At 66.9% G+C, this 20,163-nt stretch carries 17 protein-coding genes and 1 tRNA gene; all 18 read left to right on the top strand.

The features are described from left to right. Positions 1–147 precede the first annotated feature (147 nt). Positions 148–223, top strand: a tRNA-Trp gene (locus tag HL658_RS35810). 116 nt (positions 224–339) lie between these two features. Beyond that, positions 340–537, top strand: a complete 198-nt coding sequence (secE, locus tag HL658_RS35815; protein ID WP_180286898.1) for a preprotein translocase subunit SecE — start codon at positions 340–342, stop codon at positions 535–537. A gap of 3 nt (positions 538–540) precedes the next feature. Further along, positions 541–1,071, top strand: coding sequence for a transcription termination/antitermination protein NusG (gene nusG, locus HL658_RS35820; RefSeq protein ID WP_180286899.1), 531 nt, complete (start codon positions 541–543; stop codon positions 1,069–1,071). 131 nt (positions 1,072–1,202) lie between these two features. Continuing rightward, positions 1,203–1,637 carry a 50S ribosomal protein L11 gene (gene rplK / locus HL658_RS35825; RefSeq protein ID WP_180286900.1) on the top strand — a complete coding sequence of 145 codons (435 nt, stop codon included), beginning with the start codon at positions 1,203–1,205 and terminating at the stop codon, positions 1,635–1,637. A gap of 4 nt (positions 1,638–1,641) precedes the next feature. Next, positions 1,642–2,349, top strand: coding sequence for a 50S ribosomal protein L1 (gene rplA / locus HL658_RS35830; protein ID WP_180286901.1), 708 nt, complete (start codon positions 1,642–1,644; stop codon positions 2,347–2,349). 308 nt (positions 2,350–2,657) lie between these two features. Beyond that, on the top strand, positions 2,658–3,176 hold the full coding sequence (gene rplJ / locus HL658_RS35835; RefSeq protein ID WP_180286902.1) for a 50S ribosomal protein L10: 519 nt from the start codon (positions 2,658–2,660) through the stop codon (positions 3,174–3,176). 54 nt (positions 3,177–3,230) lie between these two features. Continuing rightward, positions 3,231–3,605 (top strand): 50S ribosomal protein L7/L12, encoded by a 375-nt coding sequence (gene rplL / locus HL658_RS35840; protein ID WP_180286903.1) that lies wholly within the window; start codon positions 3,231–3,233, stop codon positions 3,603–3,605. Positions 3,606–3,858: 253 nt separating this feature from the next. Then, positions 3,859–8,052: a DNA-directed RNA polymerase subunit beta gene (rpoB, locus tag HL658_RS35845; RefSeq protein ID WP_180286904.1), complete on the top strand. Its 4,194-nt coding sequence runs from the start codon at positions 3,859–3,861 to the stop codon at positions 8,050–8,052. A gap of 101 nt (positions 8,053–8,153) precedes the next feature. Continuing rightward, on the top strand, positions 8,154–12,323 hold the full coding sequence (gene rpoC, locus HL658_RS35850) for a DNA-directed RNA polymerase subunit beta' (protein ID WP_180286905.1): 4,170 nt from the start codon (positions 8,154–8,156) through the stop codon (positions 12,321–12,323). 241 nt (positions 12,324–12,564) lie between these two features. After that, entirely contained in the window at positions 12,565–14,118 is a 1,554-nt protein-coding gene (locus HL658_RS35855) for an acyl-CoA carboxylase subunit beta (protein WP_180286906.1), read from the top strand. Between the two features lie 6 nt (positions 14,119–14,124). Then, complete coding sequence (locus HL658_RS35860) at positions 14,125–14,496, top strand: OadG family transporter subunit (RefSeq protein WP_180286907.1); 372 nt, start codon at positions 14,125–14,127, stop codon at positions 14,494–14,496. Next, positions 14,493–14,867, top strand: a complete 375-nt coding sequence (locus tag HL658_RS35865; protein ID WP_180286908.1) for a biotin/lipoyl-containing protein — start codon at positions 14,493–14,495, stop codon at positions 14,865–14,867. The genes HL658_RS35860 and HL658_RS35865 overlap by 4 nt, the downstream gene beginning before the upstream one ends. 9 nt (positions 14,868–14,876) lie before the next feature. Then, positions 14,877–16,004, top strand: coding sequence for a sodium ion-translocating decarboxylase subunit beta (locus HL658_RS35870; RefSeq protein ID WP_180286909.1), 1,128 nt, complete (start codon positions 14,877–14,879; stop codon positions 16,002–16,004). A 46-nt stretch (positions 16,005–16,050) separates the two neighbouring features. Next, positions 16,051–16,815, top strand: coding sequence for a DJ-1/PfpI family protein (locus HL658_RS35875; RefSeq protein WP_180286910.1), 765 nt, complete (start codon positions 16,051–16,053; stop codon positions 16,813–16,815). Between the two features lie 224 nt (positions 16,816–17,039). After that, positions 17,040–17,411 carry a 30S ribosomal protein S12 gene (rpsL, locus tag HL658_RS35880; RefSeq protein ID WP_109121864.1) on the top strand — a complete coding sequence of 124 codons (372 nt, stop codon included), beginning with the start codon at positions 17,040–17,042 and terminating at the stop codon, positions 17,409–17,411. 12 nt (positions 17,412–17,423) lie between these two features. Beyond that, entirely contained in the window at positions 17,424–17,894 is a 471-nt protein-coding gene (rpsG, locus tag HL658_RS35885; RefSeq protein WP_180286911.1) for a 30S ribosomal protein S7, read from the top strand. Between the two features lie 29 nt (positions 17,895–17,923). After that, positions 17,924–20,002 (top strand): elongation factor G, encoded by a 2,079-nt coding sequence (fusA, locus tag HL658_RS35890; RefSeq protein WP_180286912.1) that lies wholly within the window; start codon positions 17,924–17,926, stop codon positions 20,000–20,002. 38 nt (positions 20,003–20,040) lie between these two features. Beyond that, positions 20,041–20,163, top strand: a 123-nt coding sequence (locus HL658_RS35895; protein ID WP_246338312.1) for a GTP-binding protein, incomplete at its 3' end; no start/stop codon positions are given.

The raw sequence follows: 20,163 nt of genomic DNA on the forward strand, positions 1-20,163 counted from the left end.
CATCCGCGAGGGTGGTCGCACCGTCGGTGCCGGCGTGGTTGCCAAGATCATCGAGTGATGCTATAAGGCTCGCTCCGCCGCCGGTGAGCAGCCGGCGGCGGTGCTTTTGCTGGTGCCAGGCGCCGTAAGGCGTCGCGGCTCGGCCGTAGGAGTGTAGCTCAATTGGTAGAGCACCGGTCTCCAAAACCGGGGGCTGGGGGTTCGAGCCCCTCCACTCCTGCCATCCCCTTCCGCGCCAGCCGGTCGCGTGTCCGGGGCTGAACGGTCGGCCCGAGGTTCGCAGCGGCAATATGGATCAGGTGGCGTTCGCGCCGCATCCGGAGTTGGCACGGTCGCACGATGGCAAAAGTGAATCCCGCAGAATTCGCGCGCGAAGTCCGTCGCGAGGTCGCCCGTGTGACGTGGCCGACCCGCAAGGAGACCACCGTGACGACCGCCATGGTCTTCGTCATGGTGGTGCTCGCCGCCATCTTCTTCCTCATCGTGGACCAGGTGCTCGCGGTGGCCGTCCGTCTCGTTCTGGGTCTGGGGGGCTGATCGATGGCGATGCGCTGGTACGTCGTCCACGTCTACTCCGGTTTCGAGAAGAAGGTCTCGCAGGCGATTCGCGAGAAGGCCGCGCAGAAGGGCCTGGAAGACAAGTTCGAAGAGATTCTGGTGCCGACCGAAGAGGTCGTCGAGGTCCGTCGCGGTTCCAAGGTGAACACCGAGCGGAAGTTCTTCCCCGGCTACGTGCTGGTGAAGATGGACCTGACCGACGAGACCTGGCACCTCGTCAAGAACGCGCCGAAGGTGACCGGCTTCCTGGGCGGCGGCGGCAAGCCGACGCCGATCTCGCAGCGCGAGGCGGAGCGGATCATCCATCAGGTGCAGGAGGGCATCGAGCGGCCGAAGCCCTCGATCACCTTCGAGGTCGGCGAGCAGGTGCGCGTCTCCGATGGCCCCTTCACCTCCTTCAACGGTGTGGTGGAGGAAGTGGACGAGGAGAAGTCCCGGCTCAAGGTCGCGGTTTCGATCTTCGGCCGCTCCACCCCGGTGGAGTTGGAATACACGCAGGTCGAGAAGGTCTGAGTTTCGTTTCGCGCGCGGACGCCCAATGGGGTGTCCGCGCGCGCATCGGCGTGGGAGGCCCGCCATAGCCGGACCACGCGAACCCGGCGGTCCCGCCATGATGTGGCGGTCCCGCCTTCGGAGGTTGTGACATGGCAAAGAAGATCGTCGGCTTCATCAAGCTGCAGGTGCCGGCCGGCAAGGCCAACCCGTCGCCGCCCATCGGTCCGGCGCTGGGTCAGCGCGGCCTGAACATCATGGAATTCTGCAAGGCGTTCAACGCCCGCACGGCGGACATGGAAGTCGGCATGCCGATCCCGGTGGTGATCACCGCCTTCGGCGACCGCACCTTCACCTTCGTGACCAAGACGCCCCCGGTGTCCTACTTCCTGAAGAAGGCGGCGGGCATCACCAGCGGTTCGCAGACGCCGGGCAAGGGCGCCACCGTCGGCTCGATCACCACCACCCAGGTGCGCGAGATCGCCGCGAAGAAGATGGTCGACCTGAACGCCCACGACGTCGAGGCCGCGTCGGCGATGATCGCCGGCTCGGCCCGCTCGATGGGCCTCGACGTGGTGGAGGGCTGATCCCATGGCCAAGCAAGGCAAGCGCCTCAAGAACGCCTACGCCGCCGTTGACCGCGAGAAGTTCTACGGTCTCGAGGACGCCATCAAGCTGGTGAAGTCCAACGCCAAGGCGAAGTTCGACGAGACGATCGAAATCGCCATGAACCTCGGCATCGACCCGCGTCACGCCGACCAGATGGTCCGCGGCGTGGTGAACCTGCCGAACGGCACCGGCAAGACCGTGCGCGTCGCCGTCTTCGCCAAGGGTGCGAAGGCCGACGAGGCCGCCGCCGCCGGTGCCGACATCGTCGGTGCGGAGGATCTGGCGGAGAAGATCCAGGCCGGCCAGATGGATTTCGACCGCTGCATCGCGGCACCCGACATGATGGGCGTCGTCGGCAAGCTGGGTAAGATCCTCGGCCCGCGCGGCCTGATGCCGAACCCGAAGCTCGGCACCGTGACCCCCAACGTCGCCGACGCGGTGAAGGCCGCCAAGGCCGGTGCGGTGGAGTTCCGGGCGGAGAAGACCGGCATCGTGCACGCCGGCGTGGGCAAGGTGAGCTTCGACGACGAGAAGCTGCTGGAAAACGTCCGCGCCTTCATCGACGCGATCACCCGCGCCAAGCCGACCGGGGCCAAGGGCACCTACATCGAGAAGGTGTCGCTGTCCTCGACCATGGGACCGGGCCTCAAGCTCGACATCCCGGGCCTGTCGGGTCAGGCCGCCGCCTGACCGGGCGTTTATGAGTTTCGGCGCACCCGCGCGGTCCAGGCCGCCGGGTGCGTCGTTCGGGCGGCAAGGGGCTTCGGCCCCGCTGTCGCCCACCCTGTCCGAGACCGCAGGTGCCAAGGCCCCCTCGGGGGCTGCGGCGTAATAGCCGCCTGCGCAGACGGGAGTTGGAACCGGACACAGCCCGACGGCATCCTGCCGCCGGGCCGGACACGGCGAGGACTTCTGGGACAGGTGTTTCGAGTCGGGGTTCCGATCCGGATGTTCCGGCGAGGGACCCCTTGGTGCACCTCTGTGCAAGGAGGCGATCCGTGGATCGTACACAAAAAGAAGCGACGATCGCGGACCTGAACTCGAAGTTGCAGGACACGGGCCTGGTGGTGGTCACCCATCACCTCGGTCTGACGGTGGCGGAAGTCACCGACCTGCGGCGGAAGGTCCGGGCCGCGGGAGCCAGCTTCAAGGTGACGAAGAACCGGCTCGCCCGCCGCGCCCTGAAGGGCACGCAGTTCGAAGGGCTGGACGGCCTGTTCAAGGGGCCGACGGCGATCGCATGGTCGAAGGATCCGGTGGCGGCCGCCAAGGTGGTGGCCGCCTACGCGAAGACCAACGACAAGCTGGCGATCGTCGGTGCCGGCCTGGGCACCATGGTGCTCGATGCGGAGGGGGTCAAGGCGCTCGCCACGCTCCCGTCGCTCGACGAACTGCGCGCAAGTCTCGTGGGCATGATCCAGACTCCGGCGACCCGCATCGCCGGCGTCCTCCAGGCGCCGGGCGGCCAGCTCGCCCGCGTCCTGTCTGCCTACGCCAAGAAGGACGAGGCGGCGTGAGCCCCTCACAGTACCGAGCAATCCCCGAAGTCACGTCGTTTGGAGTGAAGTAACATGGCTGATCTGCAGAAGCTGGTCGATGATCTGTCGGCCCTGACCGTTATCGAGGCCGCCGAGCTCTCGAAGATGCTCGAAGAGAAGTGGGGCGTCTCCGCCGCCGCGCCGGTGGCCGTCGCCGCCGCTCCGGCCGCCGCCGCTGCCGCTCCGGTCGAAGAGCAGACCGAGTTCAACGTGATCCTCGCCGACGCCGGCGACAAGAAGATCAACGTGATCAAGGAAGTGCGCGCGATCACCGGTCTCGGCCTGAAGGAGGCCAAGGACCTGGTCGAGGGCGCGCCGAAGCCGGTGAAGGAAGGCGTCTCGAAGGACGAGGCCGCGAAGATCAAGAAGCAGCTTGAAGAGGCCGGCGCAAAGGTCGATGTTAAGTAAGACAGACTTGACCCGACACAGGTCTCATAGTTCCACGCCGGACGGCGGCCGGCCCCAGCCAGGGGCCGTCCGCCGCACGGCGTTTTCTGCCTTCCGCCGGATGGGCCTCACCGCAGGGTGACGGTCCAGCCGGTTCTTGCCGTCGCGGTCCGGTGTCAGCCGGGGGTGGGGCGGTCCGCGCGGGGCAACCCGCGCCGCGGTACGAGAGCGTCAGAGTACGGGCGCATTCACGGACAGACGTTTGGGGACATCCATGGCCAAATCCTTTACGGGTCGTAAGCGTGTTCGCAAGAGCTTCGGGCGCATCCCGGAAGTCACCCAGATGCCCAACCTCATCGAGGTGCAGCGGAGCTCCTACGACCACTTCCTGCAGATGGACGTCCAGCCGGAGAAGCGGGCGAATCTGGGGCTGCAGGAGGTCTTCCGGTCGGTGTTCCCGATCAAGGACTTCTCCGATCGCGCCGTGCTCGACTTCGTGAAGTACGAGCTGGAGCAGCCCAAGTACGACGTCGAGGAGTGCCAGCAGCGCGGCATGACCTTCGCCGCCCCGCTCAAGGTGACCCTGCGCCTGTCCGTCTTCGATGTCGAGGAGGAAACCGGTCTCCGGTCGATCCGCGACATCAAGGAGCAGGACGTCTACATGGGCGACATGCCGCTCATGACGGCGAACGGCACCTTCATCATCAACGGCACCGAGCGCGTCATCGTCTCGCAGATGCACCGGTCGCCCGGCGTCTTCTTCGACCATGACAAGGGCAAGACGCACAGCTCCGGCAAATACCTGTTCGCCGCCCGGGTGATCCCCTATCGCGGCTCCTGGCTGGACTTCGAGTTCGACGCCAAGGACCTCGTCTACGTCCGCATCGACCGCCGCCGCAAGCTGCCGGCGACCACGCTGCTGTTCGCGTTGGACGGCGCGGAGTCGGCGGCGCTGCGCGCACAGCGCAAGGCGCACAACAAGGACCTGCTGCCGTATGAGGCGCAGGGCATGTCGAAGGAGGAGATCCTCTCCTACTTCTACGACATCATCACCTACACCCGCGCGTCGGGCGGCTGGAAGACGCCGTTCAACGCCGACCGCATGAAGGGCGTCAAGCTCGCCTCCGACCTCGTGGACGCCGACACCGGCAGCGTGGTCGCCGAGGCCGGCGCCAAGATGACGCCGCGCCTGATCAAGAAGCTGGTCGAGCAGGGCCTGAAGGGGCAGCTCGTCTCCACCGAGGAGCTGACCGGCCGCTATCTGGCCGTCGACATCATCAACGAGCAGACCGGCGAGGTGCTGTTCGAAGCCGGTGACGAGCTGTCGGCGTCGGATCTCGACAAGCTGGAGAAGGCGGGGGTGGCCGAGCTGCCCGTGCTGGCCATCGACCATCTGAACGTCGGCGCCTACATCCGCAACACCATGTCGGCCGATCGCAACGCATCCCGCGAGGACGCGCTGATCGACATCTACCGCGTCATGCGCCCCGGCGAGCCGCCCACGCTGGAATCGGCGGAGGCGCTCTTCCACGGCCTGTTCTTCGACAGCGAGCGATACGACCTGTCGGCGGTCGGCCGCGTGAAGATGAACGCGCGCATGAACTTCAAGACCGACGACCAGATGCGTGTGCTCCGCAAGGAGGACATCCTGGAGATCCTGAAGGTTCTGGTGAACCTGAAGGACGGCCGCGGCGAGATCGACGACATCGACCATCTCGGCAACCGCCGCGTCCGCTCGGTCGGCGAGCTGATGGAGAACCAGTACCGCGTCGGCCTGCTGCGCATGGAGCGCGCGATCCGCGAGCGCATGAGCTCGGTCGAGATCGACACGGTCATGCCGCACGACCTGATCAACGCCAAGCCGGCGGCGGCGGCGGTGCGCGAGTTCTTCGGCTCCTCGCAGCTGTCGCAGTTCATGGACCAGACCAACCCGCTGTCGGAGATCACCCACAAGCGGCGTCTCTCGGCCCTCGGGCCGGGCGGTCTGACCCGTGAGCGCGCCGGCTTCGAGGTGCGCGACGTGCACCCGACCCATTACGGCCGCATCTGCCCCATCGAGACGCCCGAAGGCCCGAACATCGGCCTGATCAACTCGCTCGCCACCTACGCCCGCGTCAACCAGTACGGCTTCATCGAAAGCCCGTACCGGAAGGTCATCGACAGCCGGGTGACGGACGACGTGGTCTATCTGTCGGCGATGGAGGAAGGGCGCTACGTGGTGGCGCAGGCCAACGCCGAGCTGGACGAGAACAACCGCTTCGCCGCCGACCTCGTGTCGTGCCGGCAGGGCGGCGAGTACCTGATGTTCCGCCCGGAGGCCATCGACCTCATCGACGTGTCGCCCAAGCAGCTGGTGTCCGTCGCCGCGGCGCTCATCCCGTTCCTGGAGAACGACGACGCCAACCGCGCGCTGATGGGCTCCAACATGCAGCGTCAGGCGGTGCCGCTGGTGAAGGCCGACGCACCGCTGGTCGGCACCGGCATGGAGGCCACGGTCGCGCGCGATTCGGGCGTGACCATCGTCGCCCGCCGCTCCGGCATCGTGGACCAGGTGGACGCCACCCGCATCGTCATCCGCGCCACCGACAACGCCGACAGCACGGCGCCGGGTGTGGACATCTACAACCTGTTGAAGTTCCAGCGCTCCAACCAGAACACCTGCATCACGCAGCGTCCGCTGGTGCGTGTGGGCGACCGGGTCAACGCCGGCGACATCATCGGTGACGGCCCGTCCACGGAACTGGGCGAGCTGGCGCTCGGCCGCAACGTCCTCGTCGCCTTCATGCCGTGGAACGGCTACAACTTCGAGGACTCGATCCTCATCAACGAGCGCATCGTCAAGGACGACGTCTTCACCTCGATCCACATCGAGGAGTTCGAGGTCATGGCCCGCGACACCAAGCTGGGCCAGGAGGAAATCACCCGCGACATCCCCAACGTCGGTGAGGAAGCCCTCAAGAACCTCGACGAGGCGGGCATCGTCTACATCGGCGCCGAGGTGAAGCCGGGCGACATCCTGGTCGGCAAGGTGACGCCGAAGGGCGAGAGCCCGATGACGCCGGAAGAGAAGCTGCTGCGCGCCATCTTCGGCGAAAAGGCGTCGGACGTGCGCGACACCAGCTTGCGTCTGCCGCCGGGTGTGGCCGGCACCATCGTCGAGGTGCGCGTCTTCTCCCGCCGCGGTGTCGACAAGGACGAGCGCGCTCTGGCCATCGAGCGGGCGGAGATCGAGAAGCTGGCCAAGGACCGCGACGACGAGCGCGCGATCCTGGAGCGCAGCTTCTACACCCGCCTGAAGGAGATCCTGCTGGGCCAGACCGGTCAGTCCGGCCCGCGCGGCTTCCGCTCCGGCGAGACCATCACCGAGGAGGTGCTGGGCAACTTCACCCGCGGCCAGTGGCGCCAGATCACGGTGACCAACGAGCAGGTGATGGAGAGCGTCGAGAATCTGGGCAAGACCTTCGACGACAGCATCCAGGCGCTGCAGAACCGGTTCGAGAACAAGGTCGACAAGCTCCAGCGCGGCGACGAGCTGCCGCCGGGCGTGATGAAGATGGTCAAGGTCTTCGTCGCGGTGAAGCGCAAGCTGCAACCGGGCGACAAGATGGCCGGCCGTCACGGCAACAAGGGTGTCGTGTCGCGCATCATCCCGCAGGAGGACATGCCGTATCTGGAGGACGGCACGCCGGTCGATCTCGTGCTCAACCCGCTGGGCGTGCCGTCGCGCATGAACGTCGGGCAGATCCTGGAGACGCATCTGGGCTGGGCCTCCGCGGGGCTCGGCCGCCAGATCGGCACCATGATCGACAAGTACCGCCACCTTCTGCGCAGCAAGGCGGACGGTGCCGCCGTCCTGTCCGATCTGCGCGGCAAGATGAAGACCGTCTACGGCGACAAGGTCTATGACGGCGACATCGCCGACATGAAGGACAACGAGCTGCTGGAACTGGCCGGCAACCTGCGCAAGGGCGTGCCCTTCGCGACCCCGGTCTTCGACGGCGCGCGCGAGGACGACATCGTCCGCATGCTGGAGATGGCCGGTCTCGACCGCTCCGGGCAGGTGTTCCTGACCGACGGTCGTACCGGCGAGACCTTCGACCGCAAGGTGACGGTCGGCTACATCTACATGCTGAAGCTGCACCATCTCGTGGACGACAAGATCCACGCGCGCTCCATCGGCCCCTACAGCCTCGTCACCCAGCAGCCGCTGGGCGGCAAGGCCCAGTTCGGCGGACAGCGCTTCGGTGAGATGGAGGTGTGGGCCCTGGAGGCGTACGGCGCCGCGTACACCCTGCAGGAGATGCTGACGGTGAAATCGGACGACGTGTCCGGCCGCACCAAGGTCTACGAGGCGATCGTCCGCGGCGACGACAACTTCGAGGCCGGCATTCCTGAGTCCTTCAACGTTCTGGTCAAGGAACTGCGCTCGCTCGGCCTGAACGTCGAGCTGAACCAGCGGTCCTACTGACGACGACGCCTTGAACGCGCCGGAAGGTGGCTTATCTGGCCCCCTTTCGGCGCGGTTTTGCCCCTATCCGAAAACGCGGCTGACGCCAGCGGGAGACGGTCATGAACGAGTTGATGAATATTTTCGGCCAGGTCCAGGGTCCCCAGAGCTTCGACCAGATCCGCATCCAGATCGCCAGCCCGGAGCGCATCCGCTCCTGGTCGTTCGGCGAGATCAAGAAGCCGGAAACCATCAACTACCGCACCTTCAAACCGGAGCGGGACGGCCTGTTCTGCGCCCGCATCTTCGGCCCGATCAAGGATTACGAGTGCTTGTGCGGCAAGTACAAGCGCATGAAGTACCGCGGCATCATCTGCGAGAAGTGCGGCGTCGAGGTCACCCTGTCGAAGGTCCGGCGCGAGCGCATGGGCCACATCGAGCTGGCGTCGCCGGTCGCGCACATCTGGTTCCTGAAGTCGCTGCCGAGCCGCATCGGCCTGCTGCTCGACATGACGCTGAAGGATCTGGAGCGGATCCTCTATTTCGAGAACTACGTGGTCATCGAGCCCGGCCTGACCCCGCTCAAGCTGCACCAGCTCCTCGGCGAAGAGGAGTTCATGAACGCGCAGGACGAGTACGGCGAGGACTCCTTCACCGCGTCGATCGGCGCCGAGGCGCTGCGCATCATGCTCTCCGCGCTGGATATGGACGAGGAGAAGAAGCGCTGCCGCGAGGAGCTGCGTGAGACCGCCAGCGAGGCCAAGCGCAAGAAGCTGGTCAAACGCCTGAAGCTCATCGAAGCCTTCATGGAGAGCCAGTCGCGGCCGGAATGGATGATCCTGGAGGTCATCCCGGTCATCCCGCCCGAGCTGCGCCCGCTGGTGCCGCTCGACGGCGGCCGTTTCGCGACCTCGGACCTCAACGACCTCTACCGCCGCGTCATCAACCGCAACAACCGTCTGAAGCGGCTGATCGAGCTGAAGGCGCCGGACATCATCGTGCGCAACGAGAAGCGCATGCTGCAGGAGGCCGTCGACGCGTTGTTCGACAACGGCCGCCGCGGCCGCGTCATCACCGGCGCCAACAAGCGGCCGCTGAAGTCGCTGTCCGACATGCTGAAGGGCAAGCAGGGCCGCTTCCGGCAGAACCTGCTCGGCAAGCGCGTCGACTACTCCGGCCGTTCGGTCATCGTGGTGGGGCCGGAGCTCAAGCTGCACCAGTGCGGCCTGCCCAAGAAGATGGCGCTGGAGCTGTTCAAGCCCTTCATCTACGCCAAGCTGGAGCTGTACGGCCTCGCCTCGACCATCAAGGCGGCCAAGCGCATGGTGGAGAAGGAGCGTCCCGAGGTCTGGGACATCCTGGAGGAGGTCATCCGCGAGCATCCGGTTCTGCTGAACCGGGCGCCGACTCTGCACCGTCTGGGCATCCAGGCCTTCGAGCCGACCCTGATCGAGGGCAAGGCCATCCAGCTGCACCCTCTCGTCTGCACGGCCTTCAACGCGGACTTCGACGGCGACCAGATGGCGGTGCACGTGCCGCTGTCGCTGGAAGCCCAGCTCGAAGCGCGCGTGCTGATGATGTCGACCAACAACATCCTGTCGCCCGCCAACGGCAAGCCGATCATCGTGCCGTCGCAGGACATCGTGCTCGGCCTCTACTACATCACCATGGAACGTCCGGGTGAGAAGGGCGAGGGCATGGTCTTCGCCACGGTCGGCGAGATCGAGCAGGCGCTGGACGCCAAGGTCGTCACCCTGCACGCCAAGGTGAAGGCGCGCTACAAGACGATCACCGAGACCGGCGAGCGCAAGACGATCATCGTGGAGACGACCCCCGGCCGCATGCTGCTGTCGGAGATCCTGCCGCGCAACATCAACGTGCCCTTCTCCTTGATCAACCGGCTGCTGACCAAGAAGGACGTCGGCAACGTCATCGACGCCGTCTACCGCCATTGCGGCCAGAAGGAAACGGTGATCTTCGCCGACCGGCTGATGAAGCTGGGCTTCGGGCACGCCTGCCGTGCCGGCATCTCCTTCGGCAAGGACGACATGGTCATCCCCGTCGCCAAGGAGAAGCTGGTCAACGAGTCCAAGGAGCGGGTGAAGGAGTTCGAGCAGCAGTATCTCGACGGCCTGATCACCCAGGGCGAGAAGTACAACAAGGTCGTGGACGTCTGGTCGGAGTGCACCGAGAAGGTGGCGACCGAGATGATGAAGGCCATCTCGACCACCGAGCCCGGCAAGCCGGTCAATTCGGTGTACATGATGGCGCATTCCGGTGCGCGTGGTTCGGCGGCGCAGATCCGCCAGCTCGCCGGTATGCGCGGCCTGATGGCGAAGCCGTCGGGCGAGATCATCGAGACGCCGATCATCTCGAACTTCAAGGAAGGCCTGACCGTGCTGGAGTACTTCAACTCCACCCACGGCGCCCGCAAGGGTCTGGCCGACACGGCGCTGAAGACCGCGAACTCCGGTTACCTGACCCGTCGTCTGGTGGACGTGGCGCAGGACGCCATCATCGTGGAGACCGACTGCGGCACCACCCGCGGCATCACGGTGAAGGCGGTGATCGACGGCGGCGAGGTCATCTCCCCGCTGTCCGACCGCATCCTGGGCCGCACCGCGACCGTGGACGTGATCGATCCGCTGAACGGCGAGCTGATCGTGCCGGCGGCCGGGCTGATCGACGAGGCGATCGTCGACCGGATCGAGCGGTCGGGCATCGACGCGGTGAAGATCCGCTCGGTGCTGACCTGCGAGACCAAGGACGGCGTCTGCGCCCGCTGCTACGGGCGCGACCTCGCCCGCGGCACGCTGGTCAACACCGGCGAGGCGGTCGGCGTCATCGCCGCCCAGTCCATCGGCGAGCCGGGCACCCAGCTCACCATGCGCACCTTCCACATCGGCGGTGCCGCGCAGCGCGGTGCCGAGCAGAGCCAGGTCGAGGCGGTGTTCGACGGCACGGTGCGGATCAACAACCGCAACGTGGTCATGAACTCGGCCAACGTCCCGGTGGTGATGGGCCGCAACTGCGAGGTGGTGCTGCTGGACGAGCAGGGCCGCGAGCGGGCGCGTCATCGCGTGCCCTACGGCACCAAGCTGTTGGCCGACGAAGGGACCAAGGTCAGCAAGGGCGACAAGCTGGCGGAGTGGGATCCGTACACCCTGCCGATCATCACCGAGCGTGAGGGCATCGCGCACTACCTCGACCTCGTCGAGGGCGTGTCGATGCGCGAGGTGGTGGACGAGGCGACCGGCATCTCCTCCAAGGTGGTGGTCGACTGGCGCCAGCAGCCGCGCGGTGCCGACCTGAAGCCGCGCATCACGCTCCGCGACCCGGCCACGGGCGAGATCGTGAAGCTCGGCAACGACCTGGAGGCGCGCTACTTCATGTCGGTGGACGCCATCCTGTCGGTGGAGAACGGGGCCCATGTGCGGGCGGGTGACGTGCTCGCCCGTATCCCGCGCGAGTCCTCCAAGACGCGTGACATCACCGGTGGTCTGCCGCGCGTGGCCGAACTGTTCGAGGCGCGGCGCCCGAAGGACTTCGCGATCATCTCGGAGTCCGACGGCCGCGTCGAGTTCGGCAAGGACTACAAGACCAAGCGCCGCATCCTCGTGCGCAACGAGGAGACCGGTGAGGATCGCGAGTACCTGATCCCGAAGGGCAAGCACATCTCCGTGCAGGAGGGTGACTTCGTCCAGCGCGGCGACCTGCTGATGGACGGCAACCCGGTGCCGCACGACATCCTGTCGGTGCTTGGGGTGGAGGCGCTGGCCGATTACCTCATCAACGAAATCCAGGAGGTCTACCGGCTCCAGGGCGTGAAGATCAACGACAAGCACATCGAGGTGATCGTCCGCCAGATGCTGCAGAAGGTCGAGATCATGGACGCCGGCGAGACCACCTTCCTGGTGGGCGAGCAGGTCGACCGTCAGGAGTTCGACGAGGAGAACGACAAGACCATCACCGAGGGGCTGAAGCCCGCCGTCGGCAAGCCGGTGCTCCAGGGCATCACCAAGGCGAGCCTGCAGACGCGCTCCTTCATCTCGGCCGCGTCGTTCCAGGAAACCACCCGCGTCCTCACCGAAGCGGCGGTGTCGGGCAAGACCGACAACCTGGAAGGCCTGAAGGAGAACGTCATCGTCGGCCGCCTGATCCCGGCCGGCACCGGCAGCGTGGTGAACCGCCTGAAGCAGATCGCCGCCGAACGCGACCGCGCCGCCGCTCTGGCGTCTTCGGAAGCCGACGCCCCGGCGCTGCCGCATTCGGGTGAGAGCACCGCGGCGTAACGGTTGGTCGTTTTTCTGATGAAGAGGGGCGCAGTCCGCGAGGGGTGCGCCCCTTTTCCGTGTGATGATGGAGGTGGGCGACAGGCCGCGTGTGATCGAGCGCAGCATGCGGGGCCGGCTCAGTTCGGCCGCCGAAGGATGGCGCGCCCCTGCGTCCTTTCATCCCATCGACCGTTCGCCCACGGTTGATAGGATGGGCGGACGGGCCGGCCTCCCCGGCCGGCGGGTGGACGTTCCAATCATGGCCATCAGACAGGATTTGTTGCGGGAGCTCGAGGAGCGTCGCGCCCGGGCACTCGCATCCGGCGGTGACGACAAGATCGCACAACGTCACGCCAAGGGGCTGTTGACCGCCCGCGAGCGGCTGGAGTGGCTGTTCTCCGCCGACACATTTCAGGAATTCGGCCTGCATGTACGCCACGCCACCCGCCATTTCGGGATGGAGGGCCGCGAGCTGCCCGGCGACGGTGTCATCGTCGGCACCGGCTTCGTGGATGGCCGGCCGGTCTCCGCCTTCAGCCAGGACTTCCTGGTGTCCGGCGGCTCGCTGGGCAGCATGCACGCCCGCAAGATCTGCGATGTGATGGACCACGCCGCCCGCGGTGGCATGCCGCTGGTCGGTTTCAACGACAGCGGCGGTGCGCGCATCCAGGAGGGGGTGGAGAGCCTGTCGGGCTATGGGCAGGTGTTCAACCGCAACGTCCTGCTGTCCGGCGTGGTCCCCCAGATCGCCGTCATCTGCGGAAGCTGCGCCGGTGGGGCCGCCTACAGCCCCGCGCTGATGGATTTCCTGATCATGACCCGGCAGGGGGCCAGCATGTTCATCTGCGGACCGCAGGTGATCAAGGCCGCCACCGGCCAGACCACGACGATGGAGGAGATCGGCAGCGCCGAGGCGCACGCCTCGGTCTCCGGCAACATCCACTTCATCGCCGAGGATGACCGCCACGCCGTGGCGGTCGTGCGCGAGCTGCTGTCCTTCCTGCCGTCCAACAACATGCAGGATCCGCCGCACCGTCTCGACGCCGACATCCTGCTGGAGGACGACATCGGGCTGGAGGCGCTTCTGCCCGAGGCCGCCAACCAGGCGTTCGATGTGCGGTCGGTGATCGCCCGGCTGGTGGACGGCGGCCATTTCCTGGAGGTGCAGGCGCTGTTCGCCGGCAACATCGTCGTCGGCTTCGCCCGAATCCACGGCATCGTCGTGGGCGTGGTGGCGAACCAACCGATGGTGAAGGCCGGCGCCCTCGACATCGACGCTGCCGACAAGGCCGCCCGTTTCGTCCGCTTCTGCAACGCCTTCAGCATTCCGTTGCTGACGCTGGTGGATGTGCCGGGCTTCCTGCCCGGTGTGCAGCAGGAACGGCACGGCATCATCCGGCATGGCGCCAAGATGCTGTTCGCCTACGGAGCCGCCACGGTGCCGAAAATCACGGTGATCATGCGCAAGGCCTATGGCGGCGCGTTTCTCGCCATGTGCTCGCGCGACATGGGGGCCGACCTCGTGCTCGCTTGGCCGACGGCGGAGATCGCCGTCATGGGGGCCGAGGGGGCGGTGAACATCCTGCACCGCAACGAGCTGGAGGGTTCCGACGACCGCGCCGCGCGCGCGGCCGAGCTGGCCCAGGCCTACCGGCGCGAGTTCGCCTCCCCCTATCAGTCGGCCGGGCACCTGTTCGTGCACGACGTGATCGAACCGCGACGCACCCGCGCGGCGGTGTCGCTGGCTCTGCGCACACTGCTCTCCAAGCGCGAGACGCGACCGCCGAAAAAGCACGGCAACATCCCGCTGTAGGCCGCCATGCAGCACATTCTTCTCATTGTCGGTGGTTTGACCGTCGTGATCGGCGTCCTGGCCCTGCTGTGGGGTGCCACCGCGCTGGTCGGGCGGCTGTTCGCGGGGGCGCCGCCGCCCATGGTTCCAGCCGCGCCATCGCCTGCCAAACCCGCGGTTCCGCCGCATCATCTTGCCGCAATCGCCGCCGCGGTGGCGGTGATGACCGGCGGACGCGGGCGGGTGGTGAGGGTGACCGCCCTGCCGCACCGGGCGGAGGGCTGGACCCAGCACGCCCGCGCCGGGCACGCCGCCGGTCATCGCGTCCGCTGGGACTGGGCCGTTCCCGGCCCGCCGCACATCGACCACGCGCCATCCGCGCGGGAAGGACAGTCATGAGACGTTTCCGCATCACCGTCGAGGGTGTCGCCTACGAGGTCAGCGTCGAGGAGCTCGACGCGACGACGGAACCGCTGGTCCCGGTCCGGCCACAGCCGCCCACCGCACCGCTTGCAACCGCACCCGCATCACCGGCTCCGGCCGCGCCGGCATCCGACGTTGGCGCCATCGCCAGCCCCCTGGCCGGAGTCGTCGTGTCGGTCGCGGTCACTGTCGGCGATCGGGTGGAGGCCGGGCAGCCGCTTCTGGTGCTGGAGGCGATGAAGATGCAGACGACACTCTCCGCCCCGCGCTCCGGCACGGTGGCGGTCATTACGGTCGCGGCCGGTGCCGCGGTGCAGGAGGGGCAGAGTCTCCTCACCCTGCGGTGAGAGGCCGCCATGGAAACCCTGACCAACCTGCTGGAGCTCACCGCCATCCCCCGTCTGACCTGGGACATGGTCGCCATGTGGCCGGTGGTTGCGGTTCTCGTTTATCTCGCCGTCTGGCGCAACTTCGAGCCGCTGCTGCTGCTTCCCATCGCCTTCGGCGCGCTGCTCGCCAACCTGCCCACCGAGGGCATGGTCAACCCGCCGGCCGACGATGCCGCCGGGGGTCTCTATCACTACATCTCCCAGGGCATCCATCTGGAGCTGTTCCCGCCCATCATCTTTCTCGGCGTCGGCGCGCTCACCGATTTCGCGCCGGTGATCGCCAACCCGCGCACGCTGTTGCTGGGGGCGGCGGCGCAAGCGGGGGTGCTCGTCACCTATCTCGGGGCGCTGGCGCTCGGCTTCACGCCGGGGCAGGCCGCCTCCATCGGCATCATCGGCGGGGCGGACGGGCCGACCTCGATCTTCCTGACCAACAAGCTGGCACCGGAGCTGCTCGCCGCGGTGGCGGTCGCCGCCTACTCCTACATGGCGCTGGTGCCGCTGATCCAGCCGCCCATCATGCGGGCGCTGACCACGCCGGCGGAACGGCGCATCCGCATGCGCTCCCTGCGTCCGGTCTCGCGTCTGGAAAAGCTGGTGTTCATCGCCGTGGTGACGGTCGTCTGCGTCCTGCTGGTGCCGGCGGTGTCGCCGTTGATCGGCATGCTGATGCTGGGCAACCTGCTGCGCGAGAGCGGGGTCACCGAGAGGCTGTCCAAGGCCGCGCAAAACGAGGTGATCAACATCGTCACCATCCTGCTGGGCACCAGCGTCGGCATCACCATGACCGGCGAGCGGTTCCTCCGGGCCGAAACGCTGATGATCCTGGGTCTGGGTGTCGTGGCTTTCGCCGCCTCCACCGCCGCCGGGGTGTTGATGGCGAAGCTGATGAACCTGGCCGCGCGCGAGAAGATCAACCCCCTGATCGGCGCCGCCGGAGTCTCGGCCGTGCCGATGGCGGCCCGGGTCGCCCAGACCGAGGGGCAGAGGGCGGACCCGCAGAATTTCCTGCTGATGCACGCCATGGGACCGAACGTCGCCGGAGTGATCGGCACCGCGGTGATCGCCGGCTATTTCCTCGCCCTGCTGCGCTGACCGGCGCTATCATCGGCGCCCCACACGAGGGGGAGGAGCGACCCCGATGACCGAGCCGCAATCCAGCACGCCACCGGTGACCTTGCGCGCCGGACTGCTGCTGTTCCCCCGCCTGACCCAGCTCGACCTGACCGGCCCCTACGAGGTGCTGGCCCGCGTGCCCGGCGCCCGTGTGGACCTGTTGTGGAAGACCCTGGAGCCGGTCGCCGCCGACACCGGGCTGCGCCTCCTGCCCACAACCACCTTCGACGACTGCCCGGAGCTGGATCTTCTGCTGGTGCCGGGCGGGGCCGGCGTCAACGATCTGATGACCGATGCCGAGACGCTGGCGTTTCTCAGCCGCACCGCGGCGCGCACGCGATGGCTCGCCGGTGTGTGCACCGGCTCGCTGGTGCTCGGGGCTGCCGGCCTGCTGCGCGGCCGGCGCGCTGGCAGCCATTGGTCCTCGCGTCATTTTCTCGCAGCCTTCGGCGCGACCCCGGTGGAGGAGCGCGTCGTGGTCGATGGTCATGTCTTCACCGGCGGTGGTGTCACCGCGGGCATCGACGTGGTCCTGCGCATCGTCGCCGAGCTCTGCGGCGAGACGACGGCCAAGGCGGTCCAGCTTTCCATCGAATACGACCCGGAGCCGCCCTTCGACGCCGGCACTCCGTCCGCCGCCGGGCCGGAGATCACCGGGTTCGTCCGCGCCCGCAGCGCGCCCATGCTGGAGGCACGCGCCCGCGCCGTCGACGTCGCGTCGCGCGCGCTCGCGGAAGGGGAGGGGACACGAGCGTGCGAAGCACCCCGTTCCGGGCATTTGCGCGCTTGACGGGGGGCGGCACCACCCATATATTCCGCCAGCTTCAAGGGGGCCGGAAGTAGGCGCACGCGCGCCCGGACGCGGTACCGCTCGATCGCACACATAGCCGTTCCGTCTCACGCCGGGCGGTGTTCGCTTGTCAAGCCCGCAACGAGGCGATCACGCTTCGATGGCGGTTTTTTGCATCGTCCGGTAAGGCCGGGCGACCAGATGAGAAGGACGAAAAGGCAGACATGCCGACGATCAACCAGTTGATCCGTAAGCCGCGCGAGCCGCTTGCCGCGCGCAACAAGGTGCCGGCGCTGGAGGCCTGCCCGCAGAAGCGTGGCGTGTGCACCCGCGTCTACACGACGACGCCGAAGAAGCCGAACTCGGCGCTTCGTAAGGTCGCCCGTGTGCGCCTGACCAACGGCTTCGAAGTGACCTCCTACATCCCTGGTGAGGGTCACAACCTCCAGGAGCACTCCGTGGTGATGATCCGCGGCGGCCGCGTCAAGGACCTTCCCGGCGTGCGCTACCACATCATCCGCGGCACGCTCGACACCCAGGGCGTCAAGGACCGCAAGCAGCGCCGGTCGAAGTACGGCGCCAAGCGTCCGAAGTAAGGAGAACACCCGATGTCCCGTCGTCGCCGCGCCGACAAGCGCGAAGTCCTGCCGGACGCCAAGTATGGCGACCGCGTCCTCACCAAGTTCATGAACTGCCTGATGTTCGACGGTAAGAAGTCCGTCGCCGAGCAGATCGTCTACGGTGCCATGACCCGCATCGAGGGTCGGACCAAGGCCGATCCGGTCCAGGTGTTCCACGACGCCCTGCACAACGTGAAGCCGCACCTCGAGGTGCGTTCGCGGCGTGTCGGCGGCGCCACCTACCAAGTGCCCGTCGAAGTCCGTTCGGACCGCGCCCAGGCCCTGGCCATCCGCTGGCTGATCAGCGCCGCGCGCGCCCGGTCGGAAAACACCATGATGGAGCGCCTGTCGGGCGAGCTTCTCGACGCCGCCAACCAGCGCGGCACCGCGGTCAAGAAGCGCGAGGACACGCACCGTATGGCCGAGGCCAACAAGGCCTTCTCGCACTACCGCTGGTAACGGCTCCCGTAACTCCCGAGACGAGTGTCATGCCCCGTTCGCACCCCCTCGACCGCTACCGCAACATCGGCATCATGGCCCACATCGATGCCGGTAAGACCACCACGACCGAGCGGATCCTGTACTACACCGGAAAGTCGTACAAGATCGGCGAGGTGCATGAAGGCACCGCGGTCATGGACTGGATGGAGCAGGAGCAGGAACGCGGCATCACGATCACGTCGGCCGCGACGACCTGCTTCTGGCAGGACCACCGCATCAACATCATCGACACCCCGGGCCACGTCGACTTCACCATCGAGGTCGAGCGTTCCCTGCGCGTGCTCGACGGTGCGGTCGCCGTGTTCGACTCCGTCGCGGGGGTGGAGCCGCAGTCCGAGACCGTGTGGCGGCAGGCGGACAAGTACCGCGTGCCCCGCATGTGCTTCGTCAACAAGATGGACCGCATCGGTGCCGACTTCTACCGCTGCGTGCAGATGATGAAGGACCGGCTGGGCGCCGTCCCGCTGGTCCTGCACCTGCCGATCGGCTCGGAGTCCGACTTCGTCGGTCTCGTGGACCTGGTCGAAAACCGGGCCATCATCTGGAAGGACGAGTCGCTCGGTGCGGAATTCTACTACGCCGAGATCCCGGACGACCTGAAGGACCGCGCCGCCGAGTACCGCGAGCAGCTCGTCGAGCTGGCCGTGGAGTGCGACGACGCCGCCATGGAGGCCTACCTGGACTCCGGCGAGGCCCCCGACACGGACACGCTGCGCAAGCTGATCCGCAAGGGCACCCTGACCTTCAAGTTCGTGCCGGTTCTGTGCGGCTCGGCGTTCAAGAACAAGGGCGTTCAGCCGATGCTGGATGCCGTGGTGGCCTATCTGCCGGCGCCGACGGACATCGAGAACGTCAAGGGCGTGCGCGTCGACAACGGCGAGCCGGACGAGCGGCTGACCGACGACAGCGCCCCCTTCTCGGGCCTCGCGTTCAAGATCATGACCGACCCGTTCGTCGGCTCGCTGACCTTCGTGCGCATCTACTCCGGGTCCGTGCAGGCCGGCACCTACGTGCTGAACTCGGTGAAGGGCGAGCGCGAGCGCGTCGGCCGCATGCTGCTCATGCACGCCAACAGCCGTGAGGAGATCAAGGAGGCCTACGCCGGCGACATCGTCGCCTTCGCCTCGCTGAAGTCCTCGACCACCGGCGACACGCTCTGCGACCCGCTGAAGCCGATCATCCTGGAGCGGATGGAGTTCCCCGAACCCGTCATCGAGGTGGCGGTGGAGCCGAAGTCCAAGGCCGACCAGGAGAAAATGGGCGTCGCCCTGCAGCGCCTGGCGCAGGAAGACCCGTCCTTCCGCGTCGCCGTGGACCATGAGAGCGGCCAGACCGTGATCAAGGGCATGGGCGAACTGCACCTGGAAATCCTCGTGGACCGCATGAAGCGCGAGTTCAAGGTGGAGGCCAACGTCGGCGCCCCGCAGGTGGCGTACCGCGAGACCATCACCAAGCGCGCCGAGATCGACTACACCCACAAGAAGCAGACCGGCGGTTCGGGTCAGTTCGCGCGCATCAAGCTCGTGTTCGAGCCGCTGCCCCCGGGCGGCGGGTACTCCTTCGAGAACAAGATCGTCGGCGGCGCCGTGCCGAAGGAGTATGTGCCCGGCGTCAGCAAGGGCCTGGAATCGTCGAAGGACACCGGCATCATCGCCGGCTTCCCGGTTATCGACTTCAAGGTGGAGCTGATCGACGGCGCCTACCACGACGTGGACTCGTCGGTGCTGGCCTTCGAAATCGCGTCGCGCGCGGCGTTCAAGGAAGGCCTCGCCAAGGCCGGCCCGGCCCTGCTGGAGCCGATCATGAACGTCGAGGTGGTGACGCCGGAAGACTACATGGGCGACGTGATCGGCGACCTGAACAGCCGTCGCGGCCAGATCAGCGGCATGGACCAGCGCGGCAACGCGCGCGTCGTGACCGCGATGGTGCCGCTGGCGAACATGTTCGGCTACGTGAACACGCTGCGCTCCATGAGCCAGGGCCGCGCCCAGTACACGATGCAGTTCGACCATTACGAGCCGGTGCCGCAGGCGATCGCGGACGAAGTCCGCGCCAAGATGGCGTGACCGCTGCTTGAACGATGTAGAGACGGAGAGAACCCACCATGGCGAAGGCAAAGTTCGAGCGGAACAAGCCGCACTGCAACATCGGCACCATCGGTCACGTTGACCATGGCAAGACGTCGCTGACGGCTGCGATCACGAAGATTCTGGCGGAGACGGGCGGG

It is taken from the genome of Azospirillum oleiclasticum, from assembly GCF_013423485.1.
GTDB classification, from domain to species: domain Bacteria; phylum Pseudomonadota; class Alphaproteobacteria; order Azospirillales; family Azospirillaceae; genus Azospirillum; species Azospirillum oleiclasticum.